At 34.4% G+C, this 20,541-nt stretch carries 19 protein-coding genes; 16 read left to right on the top strand and 3 right to left on the bottom strand.

The window, feature by feature from the left end; genetic code table 11:
- Positions 1-6 precede the first annotated feature (6 nt).
- Complete coding sequence (locus MKY80_RS11735) at positions 7-981, top strand: DUF6005 family protein (RefSeq protein ID WP_089986480.1); 975 nt, start codon at positions 7-9, stop codon at positions 979-981.
- Entirely contained in the window at positions 978-1,802 is an 825-nt protein-coding gene (locus MKY80_RS11730) for a sugar phosphate isomerase/epimerase (protein ID WP_342529323.1), read from the top strand. The genes MKY80_RS11735 and MKY80_RS11730 overlap by 4 nt, the downstream gene beginning before the upstream one ends.
- A gap of 141 nt (positions 1,803-1,943) precedes the next feature.
- On the opposite strand, the gene MKY80_RS11725 is transcribed toward MKY80_RS11730, so the two are convergent.
- Complete coding sequence (locus tag MKY80_RS11725) at positions 1,944-3,422, bottom strand: Lsa family ABC-F type ribosomal protection protein (protein WP_008177752.1); 1,479 nt, start codon at positions 3,420-3,422, stop codon at positions 1,944-1,946.
- A gap of 449 nt (positions 3,423-3,871) precedes the next feature.
- A complete protein-coding gene (locus MKY80_RS11720) occupies positions 3,872-4,837 on the bottom strand; it encodes an arsenic resistance protein (RefSeq protein ID WP_096364606.1) in 966 nt (321 codons plus the stop codon).
- 547 nt (positions 4,838-5,384) lie between these two features.
- Between MKY80_RS11720 and MKY80_RS11715 the strand changes: the two genes are divergently transcribed.
- The 9 genes from MKY80_RS11715 (at position 5,385) to MKY80_RS11675 (ending at position 13,913) form a co-directional block, all read left to right on the top strand.
- The gene (locus tag MKY80_RS11715; protein ID WP_342529317.1) at positions 5,385-5,753 is read left to right on the top strand and encodes a DUF2089 domain-containing protein; all 369 of its coding nucleotides are present in this window, start codon (positions 5,385-5,387) and stop codon (positions 5,751-5,753) included.
- A 12-nt stretch (positions 5,754-5,765) separates the two neighbouring features.
- The gene (locus MKY80_RS11710) at positions 5,766-6,155 is read left to right on the top strand and encodes a hypothetical protein (RefSeq protein WP_036126002.1); all 390 of its coding nucleotides are present in this window, start codon (positions 5,766-5,768) and stop codon (positions 6,153-6,155) included.
- Positions 6,156-6,165: 10 nt separating this feature from the next.
- Positions 6,166-6,447, top strand: coding sequence for a hypothetical protein (locus MKY80_RS11705; RefSeq protein WP_008177759.1), 282 nt, complete (start codon positions 6,166-6,168; stop codon positions 6,445-6,447).
- A gap of 368 nt (positions 6,448-6,815) precedes the next feature.
- On the top strand, positions 6,816-7,253 hold the full coding sequence (locus MKY80_RS11700) for a winged helix DNA-binding protein (protein WP_008177764.1): 438 nt from the start codon (positions 6,816-6,818) through the stop codon (positions 7,251-7,253).
- Positions 7,254-7,655: 402 nt separating this feature from the next.
- Complete coding sequence (gene hslO, locus MKY80_RS11695) at positions 7,656-8,534, top strand: Hsp33 family molecular chaperone HslO (RefSeq protein WP_342529312.1); 879 nt, start codon at positions 7,656-7,658, stop codon at positions 8,532-8,534.
- A 379-nt stretch (positions 8,535-8,913) separates the two neighbouring features.
- Positions 8,914-10,005 (top strand): low temperature requirement protein A, encoded by a 1,092-nt coding sequence (locus tag MKY80_RS11690; protein WP_089986484.1) that lies wholly within the window; start codon positions 8,914-8,916, stop codon positions 10,003-10,005.
- 862 nt (positions 10,006-10,867) lie between these two features.
- The gene (locus tag MKY80_RS11685; RefSeq protein WP_342529309.1) at positions 10,868-12,175 is read left to right on the top strand and encodes an opine metallophore biosynthesis dehydrogenase; all 1,308 of its coding nucleotides are present in this window, start codon (positions 10,868-10,870) and stop codon (positions 12,173-12,175) included.
- A gap of 98 nt (positions 12,176-12,273) precedes the next feature.
- Positions 12,274-13,026, top strand: coding sequence for an SDR family oxidoreductase (locus tag MKY80_RS11680; protein WP_342529307.1), 753 nt, complete (start codon positions 12,274-12,276; stop codon positions 13,024-13,026).
- Between the two features lie 59 nt (positions 13,027-13,085).
- Positions 13,086-13,913: a GNAT family N-acetyltransferase gene (locus MKY80_RS11675; protein ID WP_342529305.1), complete on the top strand. Its 828-nt coding sequence runs from the start codon at positions 13,086-13,088 to the stop codon at positions 13,911-13,913.
- A 62-nt stretch (positions 13,914-13,975) separates the two neighbouring features.
- Here MKY80_RS11675 and MKY80_RS11670 read toward each other — a convergent pair whose 3' ends face one another.
- The gene (locus tag MKY80_RS11670) at positions 13,976-15,454 is read right to left on the bottom strand and encodes an L-lactate permease (RefSeq protein ID WP_090001421.1); all 1,479 of its coding nucleotides are present in this window, start codon (positions 15,452-15,454) and stop codon (positions 13,976-13,978) included.
- Between the two features lie 142 nt (positions 15,455-15,596).
- Here MKY80_RS11670 and MKY80_RS11665 point away from each other — a divergent pair, with 142 nt between their 5' ends.
- The 5 genes from MKY80_RS11665 (at position 15,597) to MKY80_RS11645 (ending at position 20,495) form a co-directional block, all read left to right on the top strand.
- Complete coding sequence (locus MKY80_RS11665) at positions 15,597-16,163, top strand: XRE family transcriptional regulator (RefSeq protein ID WP_008177781.1); 567 nt, start codon at positions 15,597-15,599, stop codon at positions 16,161-16,163.
- A 343-nt stretch (positions 16,164-16,506) separates the two neighbouring features.
- Positions 16,507-17,631: an ABC transporter gene (locus MKY80_RS11660; RefSeq protein WP_170844146.1), complete on the top strand. Its 1,125-nt coding sequence runs from the start codon at positions 16,507-16,509 to the stop codon at positions 17,629-17,631.
- 17 nt (positions 17,632-17,648) lie between these two features.
- On the top strand, positions 17,649-18,860 hold the full coding sequence (locus MKY80_RS11655; RefSeq protein WP_089986489.1) for an ABC transporter permease: 1,212 nt from the start codon (positions 17,649-17,651) through the stop codon (positions 18,858-18,860).
- A gap of 11 nt (positions 18,861-18,871) precedes the next feature.
- Positions 18,872-19,792: an ABC transporter ATP-binding protein gene (locus tag MKY80_RS11650; protein WP_089986490.1), complete on the top strand. Its 921-nt coding sequence runs from the start codon at positions 18,872-18,874 to the stop codon at positions 19,790-19,792.
- 73 nt (positions 19,793-19,865) lie between these two features.
- Complete coding sequence (locus tag MKY80_RS11645; protein ID WP_239354617.1) at positions 19,866-20,495, top strand: DUF3885 domain-containing protein; 630 nt, start codon at positions 19,866-19,868, stop codon at positions 20,493-20,495.
- Positions 20,496-20,541: the final 46 nt, after the last annotated feature.

Genomic DNA, 20,541 nt, shown 5'->3' with positions numbered 1-20,541 from the left:
CTAAAAATGATAAAAGTTCATTGTTTTGTAAGCTGTGTTTGTGAGGTTATTAAGAAGACTAAAGGCGTCGATCATAGGCCTTATTATTTTGGGGTATGGGATGCGGATTTCGATGTGCTTGATAATGGTGTGCTTACATACCACTCTGATGAAATTGATCATGATTTCTTTCAAACATGGTATGAAATGCTTTATGGAATCAAGCTTCACAAATGGTATGACGAAAATCAAACAAAACACGAAAATATAAATAAGCTACTAGCGTTATTAGAGCATAAATCTCCCCAGCAACATGTAATGGTGATGTTAGATTTATCAAAGCTTCCAGAGCGAGAGAATAAATTTCATCAAAGTCCATTTCCTCATTATGTGATGCTAGAATCGACAGAAAATGAAGAAGAGTGGTTTATGTATGACCCTGATTTTCGCTGGGAGGGGTTATTACCGAAGGAAAGAATTATAGCTGCCATCCTAGAGCCAACTGTAGGAGGAGGTTATTATTTTGATTCCGAGACGATCATTGCTCCAACTTCTGATACAGTTGAAGCCTATTTTAATACATGTATCAAGCTCCAGCGTAATCCATTGACAGATGCCATTGCTGAAATAATTAATGAGCATACTGCAGAAAAAGACAAAGAAAGTATCTCAAAACTTCCGGCTGCAATAAAACAATTGCCAGTTATAGCGATAAGAAAATATGCATATGAGCATGCATTTGCATATTTTTGGGAAGCCCTTGGCCGTGCTGAGGAAGGCTTTGACACATGGTGTGATGAAATTGAGCGTTTAGTGAAGGGCTATACAACGGTTCAATATCGAGTGATGAAACTTGCGATGACGCATGATTCATTATTAATAGAAGATATTTATGTGAAGCTAGAAGAACAAAATCTACTTGAGTTCAAGATTAAGCAAGGATTACAAGAATGCTTTCAAGCATGGTTAACACTACAACACAAGAAAGAGGTCACATTATGAAACTATCTATTTGTACAATCTCGTTTCGACACCATCTTCATTCAATAGATCAATTAGCTCACTTTGCCAAAGCACAAGGCTTTCATGGTATTGAGCTTTGGGGTGTTCATGCAAAGAACTTAGCAGATGATCTTCATTATGGAGCAGATTGGCTAAGATCCTTCAGTTTGGAAACGAGTATGCTTAGTGATTATTTACCATTAGAGGCACCAGTAGCTGAAATGATGGCTGAAACAGAGAGGTTATCTGCACTTGCAGAGCGCTGGGGAACAAACAAGATTCGTACTTTTGTCGGCAAGCAGGGCAGCTTAGAAACGAGTAAGAAGGAAAGAGAAGAACTTACTTTCAGACTTGAATTGATCTGTGATTATCTCGAGTCAAAAGGACAATACTTGCTTGTTGAAACTCATCCGAATACGTTGACAGATAATCTACCCTCAACCATACAGTTACTCGAAGAAACGAATCACTCAAGCTTACGAGTTAACTTTGACGTTTTACATGTATGGGAATCAGGGATGGACCCAATTATCGCCATGAAGCAACTTCGTCCTTATATTTCACATTTTCACTTGAAAAATATTGCCTCTCGCACACAACTGGATGTTTTTGCTCCACACAATGTCTATGCTGCATCAGGGACTCGAGAAGGGATGGTTCCATTATTTGAAGGGGCCATTGATTACGGTGAATTCCTAGCAGAAATAGATTCAAATGGGGAGATAGATGCTTCATTAGAATGGTTTGGATCAAATGTAAAGAATGTTTTAACAAAGGATATACAGGATATAAAGAAGGCTTTACAGCTAGTGCAAATTTAGTATAAGGCTATAGAGAATCCCAAGAAAAAACATTTGTCACCTTTTCCTTGGGATTTCTTTTTTATATTGCTTTATTATTCTAAGCGATACGTCTGGAAAGCAACTGATTACAAACGATCAGTTTTCAGCTTCCATACTTAGCTACATAGAAATAATTTTGGTCGCCACCGTTTGCTGAAATACCTGGTCATGCTCTACAAACACCATTGTAGGATTAAAGCTCTGGATGAGCTCTTCAATTTGTAGACGGGAATAGATATCTATAAAGTTTAATGGTTCATCCCAAATATATAAATGAGCTTTATCACATAAACTTTTGGCAATAAGTAGTTTTTTCTTTTGCCCACCTGAATAATGAGCAATATCCTTCTCAAATTGAATTCGATCAAAATCCATTTTACGAAGGATGGATTTAAATAATGTTTCATCAATCTCATGCTCTTCAATAAAATCAGATAATGATCCCTTCAAGTGGGAAGTATCCTGCTGAACATAAGATATAATAAGACCTGAGCCTACATGGATAGTACCCGTATGCTGTATGTCGTTTCCATGAATAAGTTTTAAAACACTACTTTTACCGCTTCCGTTTTTTCCATCAAGAACAATACGATCACCCTGTTCAACTTTAAAGCTTAATGGTTGATTAATCATGTGGTCATCATATCGAACAGATACATCGGTCAAAGTTATAAGTTCCTTTGACTGAAATGCCAATGGCTCTAGTTTCAAAGACTCCGTTTTTTCTACATTTTTTAGCAATTTTGATTTTTCATCAATCGCTTTTTGCTGTCTTGATTCAATGTGCTTCGCTCTCTTCATCATCTTAGCTGCCTTATGTCCGACAAAACCTTTATCTAGCTTAGACCCTGAATTCGTCGTCCCATTTTTAGAAGCCTCAACTTGATTGGACCAGCCTGCCGAACGCTTCGAGGAATGTTTTAATCTTTCAATGTCCTTTTGTAGACGATGGTTTGTTGCTTCCTCATGTTCCTGCTGTCTATCAAAATTTAACTTCCATGAAGAATAGTTACCACTTTGAACGTCAATATTGGCTCGATTGATGGAAAGGATATGGTCCACACAGCCATCTAAAAACGTTCTGTCATGCGAAATCAAAATAAATCCTTTTTTCTTCTTTAAATAGTTAGCGACAATTTTTCGTGCATCTGTATCTAGATGGTTAGTCGGTTCATCAATTAATAGAAATTTTCCCTCCGTCAAGAAAAGGGCAGCAAGCAAAACCTTCGTTTGTTCTCCGTTCGATAATGTATAAAAGGGGCGATACATAACCTCAGCATCTACATGTAGATACGATATTTCACGAAGATACTCCCAATCCTCTGCCTGCGGGCAAATCTCCTCAAAAATTTCATACGTATATTTGTTCCGATCTGCAACAGGGTAGGGGAAATAAGTAAAATCTACTGAAGCATTAATTTTCCCACTATACTCATATTTCCCTAATAATAACTGAAAGAATGTTGACTTCCCGCGACCATTTCGACCGATAAATCCTAGTTTCCAATCCGTATCTAATTGAAAGTTAACACCTTCAAAAATAGGATCAAAGCTACCTGGATAGGAAAATGTTAAATTTTGAACTTGTATCATTGACATGATAACTCCTCCTTTGTATAGCAAACCTTTTTTCTTTCTTTTATACAAAGTCGGCATATCCATCTGGAATCCATGTCTCCGCATAAGTAGGATGGATATTAACGACTTATACGGAGATTTACATGTGTAACAATTGTGTCTAAATCGCTCATTTTCCACACTCCTTTTTTAGAATTTTGATGTAACTATGAGAGAATAAAAAAATCCCCCCAATTGTCATTGGAAGGATTAGTCGGTTACAGGTATTGATTAAGGACTTTTTTGCCATAGGAAAATGACGAAAAAAGTATAAACTGATTGATAAAAATGGACAGACTAATCCTATATTTTGTAGTTTGAAGTAATTGATTTCAACTTAAAATATAGTTTAGTTCATCATTGTTCATCCATCAGTCCTCTCATAATTGTATATTCATCGTACCAAATTTTTTCTTGAATTACAAATCAGCCTATTGTTCGTGTAAAAATAGATGGGGCACAACACGAATATAAATGATTTCTCCTATAATTTCGACAATCGTTTGTGTAACGATAATAGCAGCCACTACTGTATGTATTGGATCTGGCAAAGATAGGGCCAAGGGTAGAACAACAAGCGAATTACGTGTTGAACCACTAAATATTAAAGCTCGACCAGATGCAGGATCAAGTTTGAATTGTTTGCCAATAAATTTTGAAATAAATGGCATGATAAGCATAAAGGCCATGTAAACGGGAATGACCTTAACTATCAAATCAATAGATGTCGATAATTTTCCGATTTGTGAAGCGACAACAACAAACAATGTCAATGCCATAAAGGGAACTGGTAGCCATGCAGAAAATTGAATGATTGTATGACCGACTATAGATTTTTTAGCAAGTAGCTGAACAATAATCGCGATGACTAATGGGATGACGATGAGCTTAAAAAATGCCTCTAGGAAAGGGCCCGCTTCAACTATTTCCGCTGCTTCATGTCCAATAAATATCCACAAATAGAAAGGTAGTAATAGCATTTGGGTCATGAAAAGAATAGGTGTTGAAATCAGCATGGCTTTTTCATTTCCACCACCGAGTGCTGTAAAAACAATGACATAATCAATACAAGGTGTCAGTAATACCAAATAGACGCCAAGTAATAAAGGTGGGTGGTTTGGTAAAAACAAAGTTAATAGCCATACAACAATTGGTACCGCTATATAGTTGACCGTTAGCAATGCCCCCAAAAAACGACGAATAGCAAAAGCTTCTTTTAAAGAGCTGAAAGGAATTTGTGAAAACATGCTGTACATTAATAATGCAATAACAAAAGAAAGGGTAATGTCCAAGCGTGTGCCTATATCAGGGGCAAATAACCCTATAGCTCCTGCCAGTAATAAAACGAATACATACAGGGAAATCTGATTTTTTTCTAATGCTTCTCTTGAAATCATTGTGATTTTACTCCTATTTATTAAACCTAGCCGATAAACATTCCTCTATTAGGGTACCATACAATATGAGATTGGAACTATATAGTTCTTGTTATTTTACTTAGTGAAAATTACCATAAGACGGGTAGCCAAAAGGTGGATACACTCCAAACCATACTGAGAGAAAAACATTGTTCCTATAGAATTGCGTGCAAAATCTCCAAATTGTGTTCCTCTGAATGCACCATCCTTTCGCATATTGAAAAATTTATAGACTCCTTAAAACCACCTACTACAAGTGGATACCATTCAACTAATGAGTTATGTTTAGGAGGTGAAGTTGTTTCAGTATATAAAATTAAAATCATCGGCAGGGGGATTGGTTCCCCTTATTGTCTTACATACTTCAAGTTGGTTATCTTTAAAAAACGCCATATATCTAAAACTTAATTATTTTAAACTGTTAATTAACATTTTTAATTTTTAAGTACAAAAAATTAATTTTGGTTATTTAATTTTTAAATTCTTTGGTATATAATCAAATCAACCTAAAGAAAGGAATTTCATTATGGCCTATCAAGTAATCACAAATTGTCCTGTTTGCAGTAACACGTTAAAAATTACCAAGTTGCAGTGCTCTCACTGCCACACTACGATTGAAAATGAATTTGAATTATCGAAACTGGCATCCTTATCAAAGGATCAGCTTCATTTTGTGGAAGTATTTTTAGCGTGTAGAGGGAATATTAAAGATGTTGAAAAAGAACTTGGAATTTCCTACCCAACGGTTCGAGGAAAGCTAACAGATATTATTTCATCCCTTGGATATGAGCAGAAGAAGAAGAAAAATGAAGTAGATAAAAAGAATGTTGTTACTCTGCTAGAAAATGGCGAAATCACAGCAGAAGAAGCCATTAAGCTTTTAAAAGAAGAATAGGAGGAAATGATCATGAAAGAGGAAATTGCACGAGTATTAACGATGGTTCAGGAAGGGAAAATTGATGCAGAAAAAGGCTCTGAACTAATTCAAGTATTGCAAGATAAAGATGACGCGGGAAATAAGCTTTTAGATAAACCAGCTAAATATTTAGATAAAACATTAAAAGTTCGTATTGTTTCAACTGAAAATGATAACGTAACGGTTAATTTACCCATCAAGCTAGTGAAAGTTGTTTTAATGGCTGGACACAGTATCGCAGCTAGTATTCCACAATCTGAAAAATATGTGAAAGATCTAGATATCAGCCTTATAATGGAAGCCATCGAAAATGAATTAGATGGCCAAATCGTTGATATTAAATCGGCAAACGGGGATTCCGTTTCTGTGTTCATTGACTAGTGACCGACTGATGATACATGTTAAAGTGAAAACAAAGGATGTTCGACTTACCATCCCAATCCCATATGCGATGTTAAACATTGTTATTTCCATTTTGTCTTCAACATTATTTCAGCGTAATATAAACAAATGGACAAAAGAATACTTTGAAAGAAAAAAACTGGACTTTACCTTGCCGCCAATAGACAAAAAAACACTCAAGCCCATTGTCCAGGAACTGAAGAATTATAAAGGGATCTTGCTAGTTGATGTCAAAGCACAGGACGGTACAGTGGTAAAAGTTAAACTATAATTTATTGAAATACAACCACTTACATCTAAAATAGTAGGTGGTTTTTTTACTTATTAGCTACGAATAGACAGGTAACACACCTTCAAAAAACCTTGGATTTTCATAGTTTTTTCCAGAAATTTTATTTAAACCACTACCTAAATCGTCCATTTTTTGTACCTTATTGTTTCCTTTAGTGAAATCACCACACTGCATCATAAACTTTTAAAAACATCTTACATCGATGTACCTCCTTATTGTTTCATCACTTTAAAATCTTGATCATAAATAGCTACTGAAAATCATTGTGAAAGGAAAAGGGAGCGTATTAAAATGTATATTAGTTGAAATAACTTCAAAATTGAACTATTCTAAAGGCGGTGATACGAATGGCAAATATACAATCACATGAAGCAATTTTATTGAACTCCATAATTTCTACCGCTGTACAAGATGAATTAAAACAAGAGTTAAAGCGACTAGGCTATACTGACTTAGCCCCAAGCCATTTCATGCTGTTATACATTGTGTACAAAAATGGGGGACGCATACAAATCAAATGTATTTGTGATGCAATGCTCAAACAAAAATCAACCATTACTGAAATGATTATCCGTTTAGTCAAAACTGGTTATCTTGTAAAAGAGGGGCATAGTGAGGACAAACGAGTAATGTATGTCGTTGCAACTAAAAAAGCACTGGATGTCCAGAAATATTTTGAAGAAATCTTTGATCATCTTACAAACAAAATGTTTCATGGATTTAATGAAGAGGAGAAAGCTACTTCTTTTTCTTTACTTCAAAAAGTGTTAGGTAATTTGAGTTAGAGCAGATCTGTTCTAACTTTTATTTCCCCTTGTAGTTCATAATTGAACTATTTGTTTTCTTTTGTCCTCTCAAAATGTTGATTTATGTTGGGCATCAATATAAATAGGTGAAATATTGGAATTATGCACTAATATGTGTATTTCCACTGTGTGCGCTTTACAATACTTAGGTTGATTATACAGAAACGGGAGCCAATGAAAATAAAAGAGATTATGACAGTAAAAATATCCTAAATTTCCACAAACGGTACTCGCATGATATGCAACTGAGGGCTTTGTTAAATGTATAACACGATAATAAAGCCGAAGGGAAATTGTTGGGTTAGGGGCGTCAGAAGATGCTGATTTATGAAACGGAACCCTCAAACATCTATTAAAAAATTGAAGAAATGAGAGATAATAATGAAGGATTATTTAGTGAAAGGTTTAGCATATAACGGACAAGTTCGAGTTATAGCAGCAAGAACAGTCGATACAGTAGGGGAAGCTCAACATCGACACTATACATGGCCGACCGCATCAGCAGCGTTAGGACGTTCAATGACTTTCGGCGTGATGCTTGGTTCTATGTTAAAAAATGAAGACAAATTAACCATTCGTATAAATGGTGGGGGTGATTTAGGTACAATCCTTGTTGACGCTAACGCAAATGGTAAAGTACGAGGCTATGTAACAAACCCGCAAACACATTTCCCCCTAAACAGTATTGGGAAATTAGATGTTAGAAGAGCCGTGGGAACAGATGGCATGGTAACCATTTCAAAAGATATCGGTCTACAACACCCCTTTGTAGGACAGGTACCTATTATTTCAGGGGAATTAGGGGAAGATTTCACATACTATTTAGCACAGTCTGAGCAAATTCCTTCTTCCGTTGGGGTAGGAGTTATCGTTAACCCTGATAATACAATCCAAGCAGCAGGGGGCTTTATTATTCAAGCATTACCTGGCACGGAGGCAGAAATTATTGAAGAAATTGAAAAACGCTTAGAAAGTATTCCATCGATTTCAGCAATGGTACGTGATGGACTAACACCAGAAGAAATCCTAACAATGGTTGTAGGAGAGGGGAATGTAAAAATTCTCGAAACACAAGAAATCCTATTCCAATGCACTTGCTCAAAAGATCGCTCAACGAATGTGCTAGTGAGCTTAGGTAGCGAAGAACTCCAAGATATGATTGATACAGATGGGCAAGCAGAAACACAATGTCATTTCTGTAATGAAACGTATCAATTTGACAAAAATGAATTAGAAGCAATGCTAGAACAAGCCGTTTAATCTTTAAAATAAGTTACTTACTATAAAAATACCTCCTTTGAATGTAATATCCAAAGGAGGTATTTTTTTAGAATAGCTAAAGTTTTGGCATACGGACAAGCATTTTAGATTTTTCATCTAAAATGATAAGACTGAGATCCCTGTATCATTATTTCTGTAAATATAGGTCTATTTTTACTCAGCTTTGCTATGTTACCAATTTTCATACTAGCATTGTTAAGTGGGATGGATCGTATTCGCAAGGCAAACAAAAAATGAACTGACTCCAGTTCCTTTTTTGTTTGTCTAAAATTTTTTGATTTAAGCTTAAACAGGTTCTTTATTAAGAAAAGCATTTTATTATATGATTAGCTAATAGGATTTGAAGGAGTATGATGAGATGGAAGAAAAGAAAATAACATGGTTAGAACTTTTTTATGATTTGATTTTTGTAGCAGCTGTTTCAACTGCCACTAATGTATTACTTCATGTTGAAAAAGGTGAAATTCGCCCAGAGTATTTTTTGAAGTTTGTTTTAATATTTATCCCTATTTGGTGGTCTTGGGTAGGACAAACATTGTTTATTAATCGTTTTGGACAGGATTTTTTACACCAAAGGATTTTTACAATATTCCAGATGCTATTTGTCCTGATTATGACATCTAGCTTATCGGTTAACTTTGATCAATACTATTTGCCATTTCTAATTGGCTATATTGGATTAAGAGCCCTTACTGCGGTCCAATATCTAGTTGTTCACCGTTATGAAGAAGGCAATAGAAAGGACGTTGCTCACTATTTAGGCACACGTTTTTGGATTGGCATAATCATATCCTGTTTTTCTATCTTATTTGATTCATGGATTCGCTATAGCATATTATATATAGGCATTCTGATTGATATCCTTGTACCTTTTTGGGGACGTAAATATTTGGTGAAGGCTCCGACTAATACATCTCATTTATTAGAACGTTTTGCTTCATTGACATTAATCCTTTTCGGAGAATCAGTTGTTAGCACCTTGTATGTGCTACAGCCACAAAAAGGGGATTGGGATTCTATTTTATTTTCAATCATCTCGTTTATTTTAATTGTTTCGATGTGGTGGCAGTATTTCGAAAATGTAGAAAAGAAAGTGGATAAATCAATCGAAACATCTGGTCAGACCATTATTTATGGCCATCTTTTTGTATTAATGTCTTTGAGCATGATTGCCGCTTCCATCAAGCTTCTGTTTCTAAATGAGGTTCGTTATTCATTTGATTTATATTTTATATTCGGCTCTGTATGCCTTTATTTCATGACAACTAGTATAGTTTTTCATCAGTATAGGTTTAAACAAGATCGTTTAACGCTTTATCATTTAACATTATTTATTGGGATCTTAGCCACTTTCTTTATCATTAATTTGATAGTAGAAGTCCCAAACGTTGTCATCATGGGAGAGTTGACGTTGTTTTTTATCATATACGCTAAATTAACAACTACATGAATAAAATGCTATAGAACTAAAAGACATGCTTATTTAAGTACTTAACGAAAGATGTCTAGGAACATCTTTGTTCTTAAAATTTTTAAAAGTAATTCATTTCGTTTTTGACCTCTGCTGAGCTAAAGAAGACGTTAGCCAATTAATTCAATAAGCAAAAGGCTATGAATGATCATCATTCATAGCCTTTTTAATTTTATCGATAATGTAAGCCAAGGCACATGGTATACAATTTTCTAACATCATTTATGGCATCTAATTTACCTAGTGGGCCTCTGACGTCCCGTAGCAAAACCATTCTAGAATCTTCTAACCACTAACAAAATGAAAGCTAAATCAAAGATGACATAAAAATACAATTTATACTGTGACATTAAAAAATACATCGAAATAGTCATAAAGAATACGGCATATATTGAATTTTAATCCTCTAAAATAGAAGTTGGGAAGTGATCGATATAGATATCATTAGTCGAGAATCTAAAAAATAACTCTTCTGTCTGTATTCATAACATAGAAAAAGAGTCTAATAGTTTTTAGTTAAAGGACCTCATGTTAGTATCTGATCTTTTTATAAAGAAGTATTCTCTCAATTGAACAATAATCAGTAAGGAAACACGCCGTTGTACAAGATTATTAGCTCAACTTTTTTAGCGTAAATATGACATAAACCAATAATAAGCCGGATTAAGTAAAGATGTTCTAGTTGATATGCGTCATGGAGAGGGGCTACCATCTTTTTTAATGATTCAATGTAAAAAGTAGACCAGAAAAAATGGCGAATAATGGTGAAATAATACTTCCTCAAAGTGATGTTATTTTACATCAAAAAGAACAATGACTTTTTTTAGATGAGGAGATAGCTATGACATATTTTAATAGTTTGTTGATATTAGGAACAGGACCAACAGCCATTCAATTAGCTGTAAATTTTAAAAGTCATCTTAATAGTAAAGTAGCTATTGCAGGTCGTGAATCTATACGCTCTAAAATTTTCTTTGAAACTATCGTTCAACATCAGCTTGCACTTCAGGTTTCTATTCAAAATACACAACATCAATCTGTTGCAGGAGAATGTACAATTGATGGATTATTTAAAGGATACCATACAATATACGGTAATTGGGATACCGTTGTACTAAGCGTTACTTCAGATTCCTATATTACTGTATTAGAACAAATAGATAACAAAGTCTTGAGGGAAGTTAACTGCTTTATATTAATTTCACCAACGTTCGGCTCAAGTCATTTAATTACCAATTTCCTAAAGAATCTATCTACACATGCAGAAGTCATTAGTTTTTCAACCTATTATGGAGATACTAGATGGTTGGATGACATTCCGTCAAATAAAGTAATGACAACTGGGGTAAAGAAAACACTTTATATTGGTTCAACTAACTCAAAATCAGAACGATTAGATGAATTATGTATATTATTTAATTGTTTGGGAATTCAATTAACAAAATTCACATCTCCACTTGAAGCAGAAACAAGAAATATATCTTTATACGTACATCCTCCCTTATTTATGAATGATTTTTCCTTACAAGTAATATTTGATGAACCAAAGACACCAAAGTATGTGTATAAACTTTATCCTGAAGGTCCCATCACATACACAACAATCCGTCATATGCTAAATTATTGGAAAGAAGTAATGACAGTGGTGAATGATTTCAATATTCAACCTCTAAATCTATTAAAGTTTATGGTAGATGATAATTATTCGTTGCATCCCGCAAGTATAGATAGGAAAGATATAGAAAATTTTAATAACCTTGAGTCTATCCATCAAGAGTATTTGCTCTATATTCGTTATGCATCCTTGTTAATTGATCCATACTCTAAACCAGATCGAGAAGGAAAGTACTATGATTTCTCAGCAGTTCCTCTTAAAAGGATTTTTATTAATCATAATAGAGAATGGGATATTCCTAGAATGCCAAAAGAAGATTACTATCGTGTAAAAATCATTCAGGGTGTTGCAAAAGCCTTGAATTTGAAAAGTCCAACACTAGATTATTTTGTACAAACCTATGAGGCAAAACTGCAACAAGTAGTAGCTTCATCTGAAAATAAAGCATATTCAGATGCCTTCCAAGTAAAATCTTTTTCACAAGACATTGAGTTAATTTGTAAGGAATTAATTTCAAGTAAATACCCAAAATAGTAATAGTTATATTTACATGAATATACGAACCTTCTTAAAAGGTTTAACAATGTTAAATAGAGAATAACTAATATAAACGTTTTGTTAGGAGAGAGGCTATGCATAACTTATCCGGCAAGGTTATTCTCATCACAGGCGCGAGCTCAGGTATTGGACTTGCTACCGCCGAGTTAATGGCGGCTCAGGGCGCTAAAGTAATTATTCATTATCATACAAATGTGAATGGGGCCATGGAGGCTGTCCAACGTATTCATGAAAAGGCTGGAGAGGCGATTGCCATTCAAGCTAATGTTAGAAATAAAGAAGAAGTGAACGCAATGGTTGAACAAGCTATTTCCTCCTTTGGCACAATTGATGTATTAGTGAATAACGCAGGTGGTGGCATCCGCCAAAGTACATTTATGGATATGAGTGAGGAGCTATGGGAGGAAACGTTTCAATTAAATGTCACTAGTGTTCTCCTATGCTCCCAAGCTGTATTAACATATATGATTCCCGTAAAATCCGGAAAAATCATCAATGTCTCTTCAGCGGCTGCACGAATTGGGGGGGCAGGGGAAAGTATCCATTACGCATCTGCAAAAGGGGCCATCAATACAATGACAATTGGCATGTCCAAAGAGCTAATTGACTATGGAATTATTGTGAACGGGGTTGCGCCTGGAATAGTAGAGACACCTTTTCACGATAAATTCGCTCCTGGCGATCATCGTCTTGAGCGGCTGTCTTCTACTGTACCTATTAAACGGGCTGCAACAGCTAGAGAAGTAGCAGAAGTCATTGCCTTCCTTTCTTCTGATGCCGCCAACTATATTCTAGGTGAGATTATAAATGTTAGTGGCGGAAGGTAAATAACATAGTAGCTTATGTAGCAGTGGGTCTTTCATTGTAGAAAAGGTAGGGATGTTGGATGATCGTAGAATTAGATAAGGCAGATTTTAGTAAATGTAGGGAACTGTTAAATGAGCAGCGGCAATTAGAAGCAAAAGCAGTTGTGGAACGTATAAATCCGGGTCGTATTTTTGTAGATAACCGTGATAATCCGTCATCCGGGCTAATTTGGTTAGGTAATAATGATGGATTTATATTTTTTGGAAGTGAGCAAAATGAGGAATTTAACAATGAATTAAACAATTTGATTGACAATATAATTATCCCAGCAGCAAAAAAAGTGCAACTAAAATGGTTTGAAGGCGTTGGCAATCATGAAAAATGGAATCCTATTATTGCAAGCGTTTTTGAACATCGCCATTTAGGGAGCTGGCTTCAAAGAGTTTACACTTTACAGCAGGGTGATTATAAAGGGGACACTGTACCAATAGTGAATCATGAATATGAGCTATGTAAAATCTCTGCTACACTTCTTGACAATAAGGATCATTCAATCCATAACATCGTTTTTTTGCAATCCAAAATAGAAGCATTTTGGTCTTCAACAGATATTTTCCTCAGCAAGGGCATGGGCTATTGTATAATTCATCATAATGAGATTGTGAGTACATGTATTTCAGGCTTTGTTGCTGCAAATGTACATGGCATAGATATCGAAACGATAGAGGCTCACCAAGGAAAAAACTTAGCCCAAACACTCGCACACCATTATGTTCAAGAATGTTTAAAGAATAATTGGATTGCCTATTGGGATTGTATGGATATGAACAAGCCTTCTGTTGCAATTGCAGAAAAAATAGGGTTCAGAAATAGGTTTCATTATACTGGCTATGAATTTTCACTGTAACTTAGATAGAAATGATGAAGATTTTTAACTAGAATCCACTTTCAAAGTGGATTCTTATCATGTTATCGGAATATGAAAAACAGGAATAATTCAATTAAAATAATAGTCAAAGTTCCTAAACCAACAAAAAGTATCTTTTTTTGAATTTCATTTTCGTCCGTACTTATTTTACATACTGAACAGCTTAAAGCTACCCTCGAAGGATTGACCATTGTCATTAACGAAGAACTTACATTTTGCGAACATGCCACTAGAATAGGGGACATTCCTATATGTAGGGCTGTTTCTGTTTGTAATCTAATGAACATCGTATTTGAAGCGGTGTTACTTCCTGTTAAAAAGCCGCCAATTGCACCGATTAAAGGTGAAACAAAAACATAGAACTGACCAAAGGATTGTGCCGCTAGTAAAGAAAGTAACTGAATCATTTTTGCCTCGGACATGATCTCAGAAACAACTACATACAAAAAAGTTGTTATGATAACTGGATAGCATTTTTTGAAAGTCGAAATAATACTTTCACTTATTTCTAAAACTTGTAGTCGATAGAAGAAAATAGTAAAAATACACACGATACATAGAAAAAAGCCAGGAGAATACAAAATGGATAGTTCAAAATTATATTTTTCAATCGTTAATAGGAATGTCCTTGATAAATAATTTTTTAGAGGAATAACCATTCTTGAGATAAATAAAAGGACTATTAACAGTAAATAGGGTGTTATATTTTTAATTGTATTTGATTCTTTTTCTAGTGAAGCCGTCCCATGCGTTGTATTCCTTTTTTTAATCATCAAAAAAATAACGAAGATGACCGTTAAAGATCCAAATAATCCTGCAAGCTCTACACTCACAAATCTATTGCATACCCAAACAGAAGCCCCTAATATTAATCCTACAAATAATACGGTGAATAGCCTTTTCTTCAAAGCTCTAAAGCCTACTCCTATGTAAACTACTAATAGGGCATAATAAATATAAATGGGTAAACACATTAAAGCACTGCCCATCCCCATTTTATCTAAATCTACATTACCTAATGTTGCCCCGATTATTGTTCCCATGGCCAGAGTTCCCCAAGGAATGATACATAAACTAATTAAGGCAATAAGAGATGACTTCATTGGACTAAATCCTAATGCAATAAGTAAAGGAGCTATGACAATGACTGCCAAACCAAAGCCACTAACAGATTCAATTAATGGGGATAGTCCTAATGCTAAAATGAGAATTTGAAAAATCTTGTCATCGGTAGCTTTAGTTATAGAGGAAGCTATTCCATCAATGGCTCCCGCTTTATCCATTAAGTGAAATAAAAGAATACCGAAAAATAATATATAGGCGATAACTGACGTAGTTAGCGAGCTTTTTATGATCGGTTCTGTTAAATCAAATATGCTACTATGAAAGAAAGGGGATAGTGCAATAGCCGCTGTTAAAAAGCAGGCTACTATTCCAGTAAAAATAGAAGACTTTTTCAAAACAAAAATCATAAAAATAATACTAATTAAAGGTAGGATAGCAAGTAAAAATTTTAACAATTAAATCACTCCCTTTGATTTCATGTAATTTTCCTATAGTGTAAATTTTTATTCTATAGTGTATTATTTTACGTTAAAATCCGTAAAAGGGAAGAGTTTTTTGAATTTTAACTCATTTTAATTAAAGAATGGAGAAATACGAATGGAATTTGGAAAACAAGTAAATTTTATTAGAAAAAAAAGAGGCATGAGTTTACAGGAGCTTTCAGCGTTGAGTAAAGTAAGTACATCTATGCTTTCTCAAATTGAACGTGGCGGAAAAAATCCAACAATTACTGTAGCTTGTCAGATTGCGGAGGCTTTAAATACCACTTTATCGGCATTATTAGATTCGCAAGAAACGAGAGAAATAGTTGTGATAAGAAAAGAAAAGAGGCCCGTGTACTTTGATGAAAGCTCTGGTTTTCAGAGACATTTATTGTCTCCATCCTTTCCGTCAAGAGGAATTGAATTTGTCAAAAATGTAATTCCACCCCTTTCAGAATCTGGAATATTCCCAGCCCATAAATCTGGAGTTAAAGAATACATATATGTGGAAAAAGGTAGCTTAAACGTGGAACTATCAAAAGGGGCTTATAAAGAACAATTAAATGAGGGGGATTCATTCTTTTTTGAGGCAAATACGGAGCATAGATTTATCAATGAGACGGATCATGAATGCATTTATTTTTTAGTTATTGATTCAACTCAAAGTAAGAATGGTAGTTGAACTGCCATTTTCAGATGTCTTAATAATAATTGATCCATTAAGGACTGTCAAAAGCAGTCCTTTTATTTATGTCGTTTTTCATTAAAAGCACACACTAGATCATTACTACTAAAATGACAATCTAAAAATACGTAACAAGAAAAATACTTAGAATGGTTAAATAGTTCAGCTATTAAAAAGTAATGAGATTTTATAGTTTTATATTATTTATTTGCTATCCATCCAATAAATAGCAAATTTTTATTCGTACTATTCATACCCTTTAAAATACAAAAAATTGAAAAAATATCCACAAAGCATTATCATAGTATTCTAAAGACTTTCACAATTAAAGGCGAGGAGGATGCCAGTGTTAAAAGCATTAAAAGTAGGTCTAGTAATTGAGCGAGCAAATCGAAGAAATTTAGTTGCACTAATTGCTGTTGTAATGATCGTTTTTGGCTTTATGTTTTATATAAAGGCGCAAGCCGTTGGTAATCAGCTTATTGAGAAAAAGGGTGATTATTATTCAACACAGGCTATATTATCAAAGTTTCAAGTGAAGGATGCTTCGGAAACAGGTGATGGTAGCGACATATTTAAAAATTTGACGAAGCAAAAAAGTAAGATTGCATTGCAAATAGCCACATTAACGATGGACAGACAATCCATGTATTATGAGTCTTCACTTCAGCTTGCTGAATTAAGACAAGAGGCATTCCAATTAGAAGGATACCATGATATCGCAGAATTATTACCCTCTAAATTACAAAATTCGATGGACTATCTTTATTTTAAATGGATGAATGATGCGGGAAGGGATACAATAACCGACTTATTTCAATACATACCTTTCTTATTATTTTTCTTTAGTTACGTAGGCGCGGGCTGGTACATATTTATTAGCTTCCAAACAAGTTCTATTTTGCTAGATGATTTTGAGCATTCTAGTTTAATTCAAGGCTTTCCTGTTCGTTTTGATTCCTATATTTTATCTAAATGTATGATTTCTTTGTTAGCCATCCTAACAAGCTTTTTACTCATTTTTATTTGCGCTAGTCCTTTATGGATCGTACATGGACTTGGTAACCCACTAGATCCTGTAGGAATTTACGTAGGAGATGCTGTATTAATCTCTTCCGTCCAATATATCGCGATGAGCCTTGGCTATATGTTCGTCATCTCCATTTTCGTTATGCTGCTGTCGATTATATTGAATGTATTACTGAAAAATATGTATTTAACATTATTTGTGCATTTTATCTTGTTCTTTTTACCGATGATTTTCCCATCTTTAATTAGTGTATTTCCCTATAATCCTTTCAATTTCATGAACTTCAATGATATTTTACGAGGCGTACCAGTAGATTTAGCACAGCCTGTTGATATTACGATGAATCTAGGATTAATCATATTGTTTATCTGTATTATTTTAATGTTATTCGCTATTAAAACGTTTTTCTCAACAGGAAAAATCAAAAGGGCATAGGGGAGGTATTCATTAGCATGTGGAGTTATTTCAAATTTGAATTCAAACAATTTTTTACGAATAAGAAAAACTTAGCCATCTATTTTTTGCTTGCTTTTGCAACCTTCTTTTATGTGTTTAAAATAGCACCTGCATATAATCCGATTGAACAAGTCGAATATGAAGAAATTGAGGCTCGCTATTTAACACGGCAGGAATTTTTAGATTCGATGGAGGGTCAAAACATATATAGACTACATCCGGCCATCATCTTTGCAATTGATATATTTAAGCAAATTAATCCAATAGATAAAGCGAGATTAGAAGCATTAGATGAGGGGGATCTAAAAAAATATGCAGAGGTAACTCGTGACTGGTACTACTTTACGAATGCGATTACATACAAAAGTGATTCATTCTCCTATAACTCAAAGTATTTTATAAAAAATAATGATTATGCAGAAGATGATGCCTTTTATGCTTATTTAGAGCAGGCAGCCCGTTATGATACGTATGCGAACGCAAATTATGAATTATCAACGGAAATTTTCGAACAGCGGACAGCGCTTCAAACGTTCGAGCGTTTATTAAAGGGATTACTACCTGTTATTTTAATTGTGTGTGTACTACTTTTAGCCATTGATATCGTCACAAAAGATCGACGTCATCCATCCATTATCAAAGGATTCCCTATTAGCGATTGGAAAAAGCTATTGGTGAAAATGGTCGTTGTCCTACTAGGGAGTTTAGTATTATTTGTACCCCTTTTAGCTGGGCTCATTATTATAGGCTTACAATCCGGCTTTGGAAATTTCAATTTACCATCACCCATGTATGCTCCTCATCTCGAATGGCGCCAGGAAGGTAAATTTGAACCGATGACTTTAGGGATGTTTTTAGGACAAACCCTCATCCTGCTTTTAACTTGGTTTATGGTCATCATCAACGTTGTACTATTGTGCAGTATCATATTCCGTAATGAGATGATGAATTTTGCCATCGGCTTACTCCTTATATTTGGCGAGAAGTTTTATTTCAGCCGATATGTTGGTTACTTTTGGGATATTCAAATCTACCCAACTTCTTACATTCAAGTCGGACAAATTGTTTCAAAACAACGAAATTTTTATTATATGAACGATTTTTTAGATTTCAATTTAGGATTACAGTTGCTACTTGTCTTAGCTGTAGTCATCATTTTATTCATGCTGCTTACTGTTATGAATAGACGTTATAAGCTAATTAAATAGGGGGGACACAGGTGATTGATATTCAAAATATTACTGTGCAATTTGCGAAAAAAACAGTGTTAAATGATATTTCAATGACATTTGAGCAAGGAGAAATGATTGGACTTGTTGCACCAAATGGAACAGGAAAATCCACATTTATGAATGTGTTGATGAATTATGTAAAGCCAATGAAAGGGAAAGTAGTATTTAAAGATGGAATAAGCTACTCGAATAAATCAAATGAAGTAAAAATTCATAGTTTTGTGTCGATGATGCCAGACCAAAGTGACTTGTATAATCACTTAAGCGGGCGCGAACATTTAAAAATGTTTGCAACAATGTGGCAATCCGATTTAAAACTGATAGATGAAACCATCGAAATTTTGAATATGGGGCATTATGTAAATAAAAAAACAGGCACGTATTCCCTCGGTATGCGTCAGCGACTATGCTTTGCTATGCAAATAGTTACGGATACGGACATTATGATGATGGACGAGGTGATGAACGGACTTGATCCAAATAATGTAGAAATTATTTCGAAGATATTAGTAGAGAAAAAGGCGGAGGGAAAGGTTATTATTATTGCCTCACATTTACTCGATAATTTAGAGAAATATGCAGATCGAATTTTCTTGTTTAACGAAGGAAAACTAGTGGATACGAATCAAATAATAGAAGGTTTCAGTCAAGCGCATATTAAAACGATTCGCGTGAACAATCTGGAGAGTGCAACTGAAAAACAACTGTCTGAGCTGTTTCCAAACATAAAGCTGCAAACACTTACAAATGGTATAACATTAATTCATTTACCAAGCTCTGAGGCCGCTTTATTAAGTTCACTTACATCTTTTTTAGTGGAGAGAAATGTAGTGGATTTTGCATTCGGAAAAGTGACATTAAATGATTTGTATTCTATGTATTATCATGAGTATAAAAATGTGACCTAGTTTTTTTGAATTTTATGCTAGATGATGTGGGAAGGTGTAATATTTAATTAAAACTAAAGGAAGATTTGAGTGAATGACGATAGATGTTGAACAATATTTAAATAAGACTTTTCCTGGACTCACGTTAACTCCTAGCCTTTATCAGCAATGGGATATTGGCATTCACGTTGAATTCGGGGCTGGATTTTATCAATGGAAAGATAATGGCCGTCTAAATCTAGCAAGGTTTCATTATGTATACCATCAAGCTTTGGCCATTTTTAACGAAATATTTTCGTATTCAGATGAGATTTTACTTGTGACAAATGTTTATCAGCATAAGCCTGCTGAAGGTAAGAAAAAGCGCATAAAAGTTTATGATCGTTATATAAAAAATAAACAATTAAAATACCATTTAAAACAACAAACCTTGCCATATGTATGGGATGATGAGGATGTTTATATTTCACGATTTTCCTTAAAGTGCCGCAAACAAGATATTCACTATGTATTACTCATCAAAGCAGCCTGTAACGAGGATTTTCGCTTGAAGCCCAAATTTGGTACAGGCTATAGTTATCCAGATGTATTTTTTATTAATTTGACGAAAAATGTTATCTTTTTTATTTATGATGATAGAGGTTGTGAGGTCATCGCGACGAATAAAGAAACGATAAAACCTTTAGGACTAAAATTTAGGAACTGGATAGATAATCGCAAATGAGATGACATCGTTGCACATTCTCAATAGAACGAATGGATGCAGGAAT

The sequence above is a fragment of the Lysinibacillus sp. FSL R5-0849 genome (genome assembly GCF_038595075.1).
Taxonomy (GTDB): Bacteria; Bacillota; Bacilli; order Bacillales_A; family Planococcaceae; genus Lysinibacillus; species Lysinibacillus fusiformis.
Note: the sequence above shows the minus strand (reverse complement) of the source record. Positions and strands in the feature narration are given on the sequence as shown.

Coding starts and splice junctions, on each gene's coding strand:
- MKY80_RS11735 (WP_089986480.1), top strand. CDS start 7: ATGATAAAAGTTCATTGTTTTGTAAGCTGTGTTTGTGAGGTTATTAAG.
- MKY80_RS11730 (WP_342529323.1), top strand. CDS start 978: ATGAAACTATCTATTTGTACAATCTCGTTTCGACACCATCTTCATTCA.
- MKY80_RS11725 (WP_008177752.1), bottom strand. CDS start 3,422: ATGTCAATGATACAAGTTCAAAATTTAACATTTTCCTATCCAGGTAGC.
- MKY80_RS11720 (WP_096364606.1), bottom strand. CDS start 4,837: ATGATTTCAAGAGAAGCATTAGAAAAAAATCAGATTTCCCTGTATGTA.
- MKY80_RS11715 (WP_342529317.1), top strand. CDS start 5,385: ATGGCCTATCAAGTAATCACAAATTGTCCTGTTTGCAGTAACACGTTA.
- MKY80_RS11710 (WP_036126002.1), top strand. CDS start 5,766: ATGAAAGAGGAAATTGCACGAGTATTAACGATGGTTCAGGAAGGGAAA.
- MKY80_RS11705 (WP_008177759.1), top strand. CDS start 6,166: ATGATACATGTTAAAGTGAAAACAAAGGATGTTCGACTTACCATCCCA.
- MKY80_RS11700 (WP_008177764.1), top strand. CDS start 6,816: ATGGCAAATATACAATCACATGAAGCAATTTTATTGAACTCCATAATT.
- hslO (WP_342529312.1), top strand. CDS start 7,656: ATGAAGGATTATTTAGTGAAAGGTTTAGCATATAACGGACAAGTTCGA.
- MKY80_RS11690 (WP_089986484.1), top strand. CDS start 8,914: ATGGAAGAAAAGAAAATAACATGGTTAGAACTTTTTTATGATTTGATT.
- MKY80_RS11685 (WP_342529309.1), top strand. CDS start 10,868: ATGACATATTTTAATAGTTTGTTGATATTAGGAACAGGACCAACAGCC.
- MKY80_RS11680 (WP_342529307.1), top strand. CDS start 12,274: ATGCATAACTTATCCGGCAAGGTTATTCTCATCACAGGCGCGAGCTCA.
- MKY80_RS11675 (WP_342529305.1), top strand. CDS start 13,086: ATGATCGTAGAATTAGATAAGGCAGATTTTAGTAAATGTAGGGAACTG.
- MKY80_RS11665 (WP_008177781.1), top strand. CDS start 15,597: ATGGAATTTGGAAAACAAGTAAATTTTATTAGAAAAAAAAGAGGCATG.
- MKY80_RS11660 (WP_170844146.1), top strand. CDS start 16,507: ATGCCAGTGTTAAAAGCATTAAAAGTAGGTCTAGTAATTGAGCGAGCA.
- MKY80_RS11655 (WP_089986489.1), top strand. CDS start 17,649: ATGTGGAGTTATTTCAAATTTGAATTCAAACAATTTTTTACGAATAAG.
- MKY80_RS11645 (WP_239354617.1), top strand. CDS start 19,866: ATGACGATAGATGTTGAACAATATTTAAATAAGACTTTTCCTGGACTC.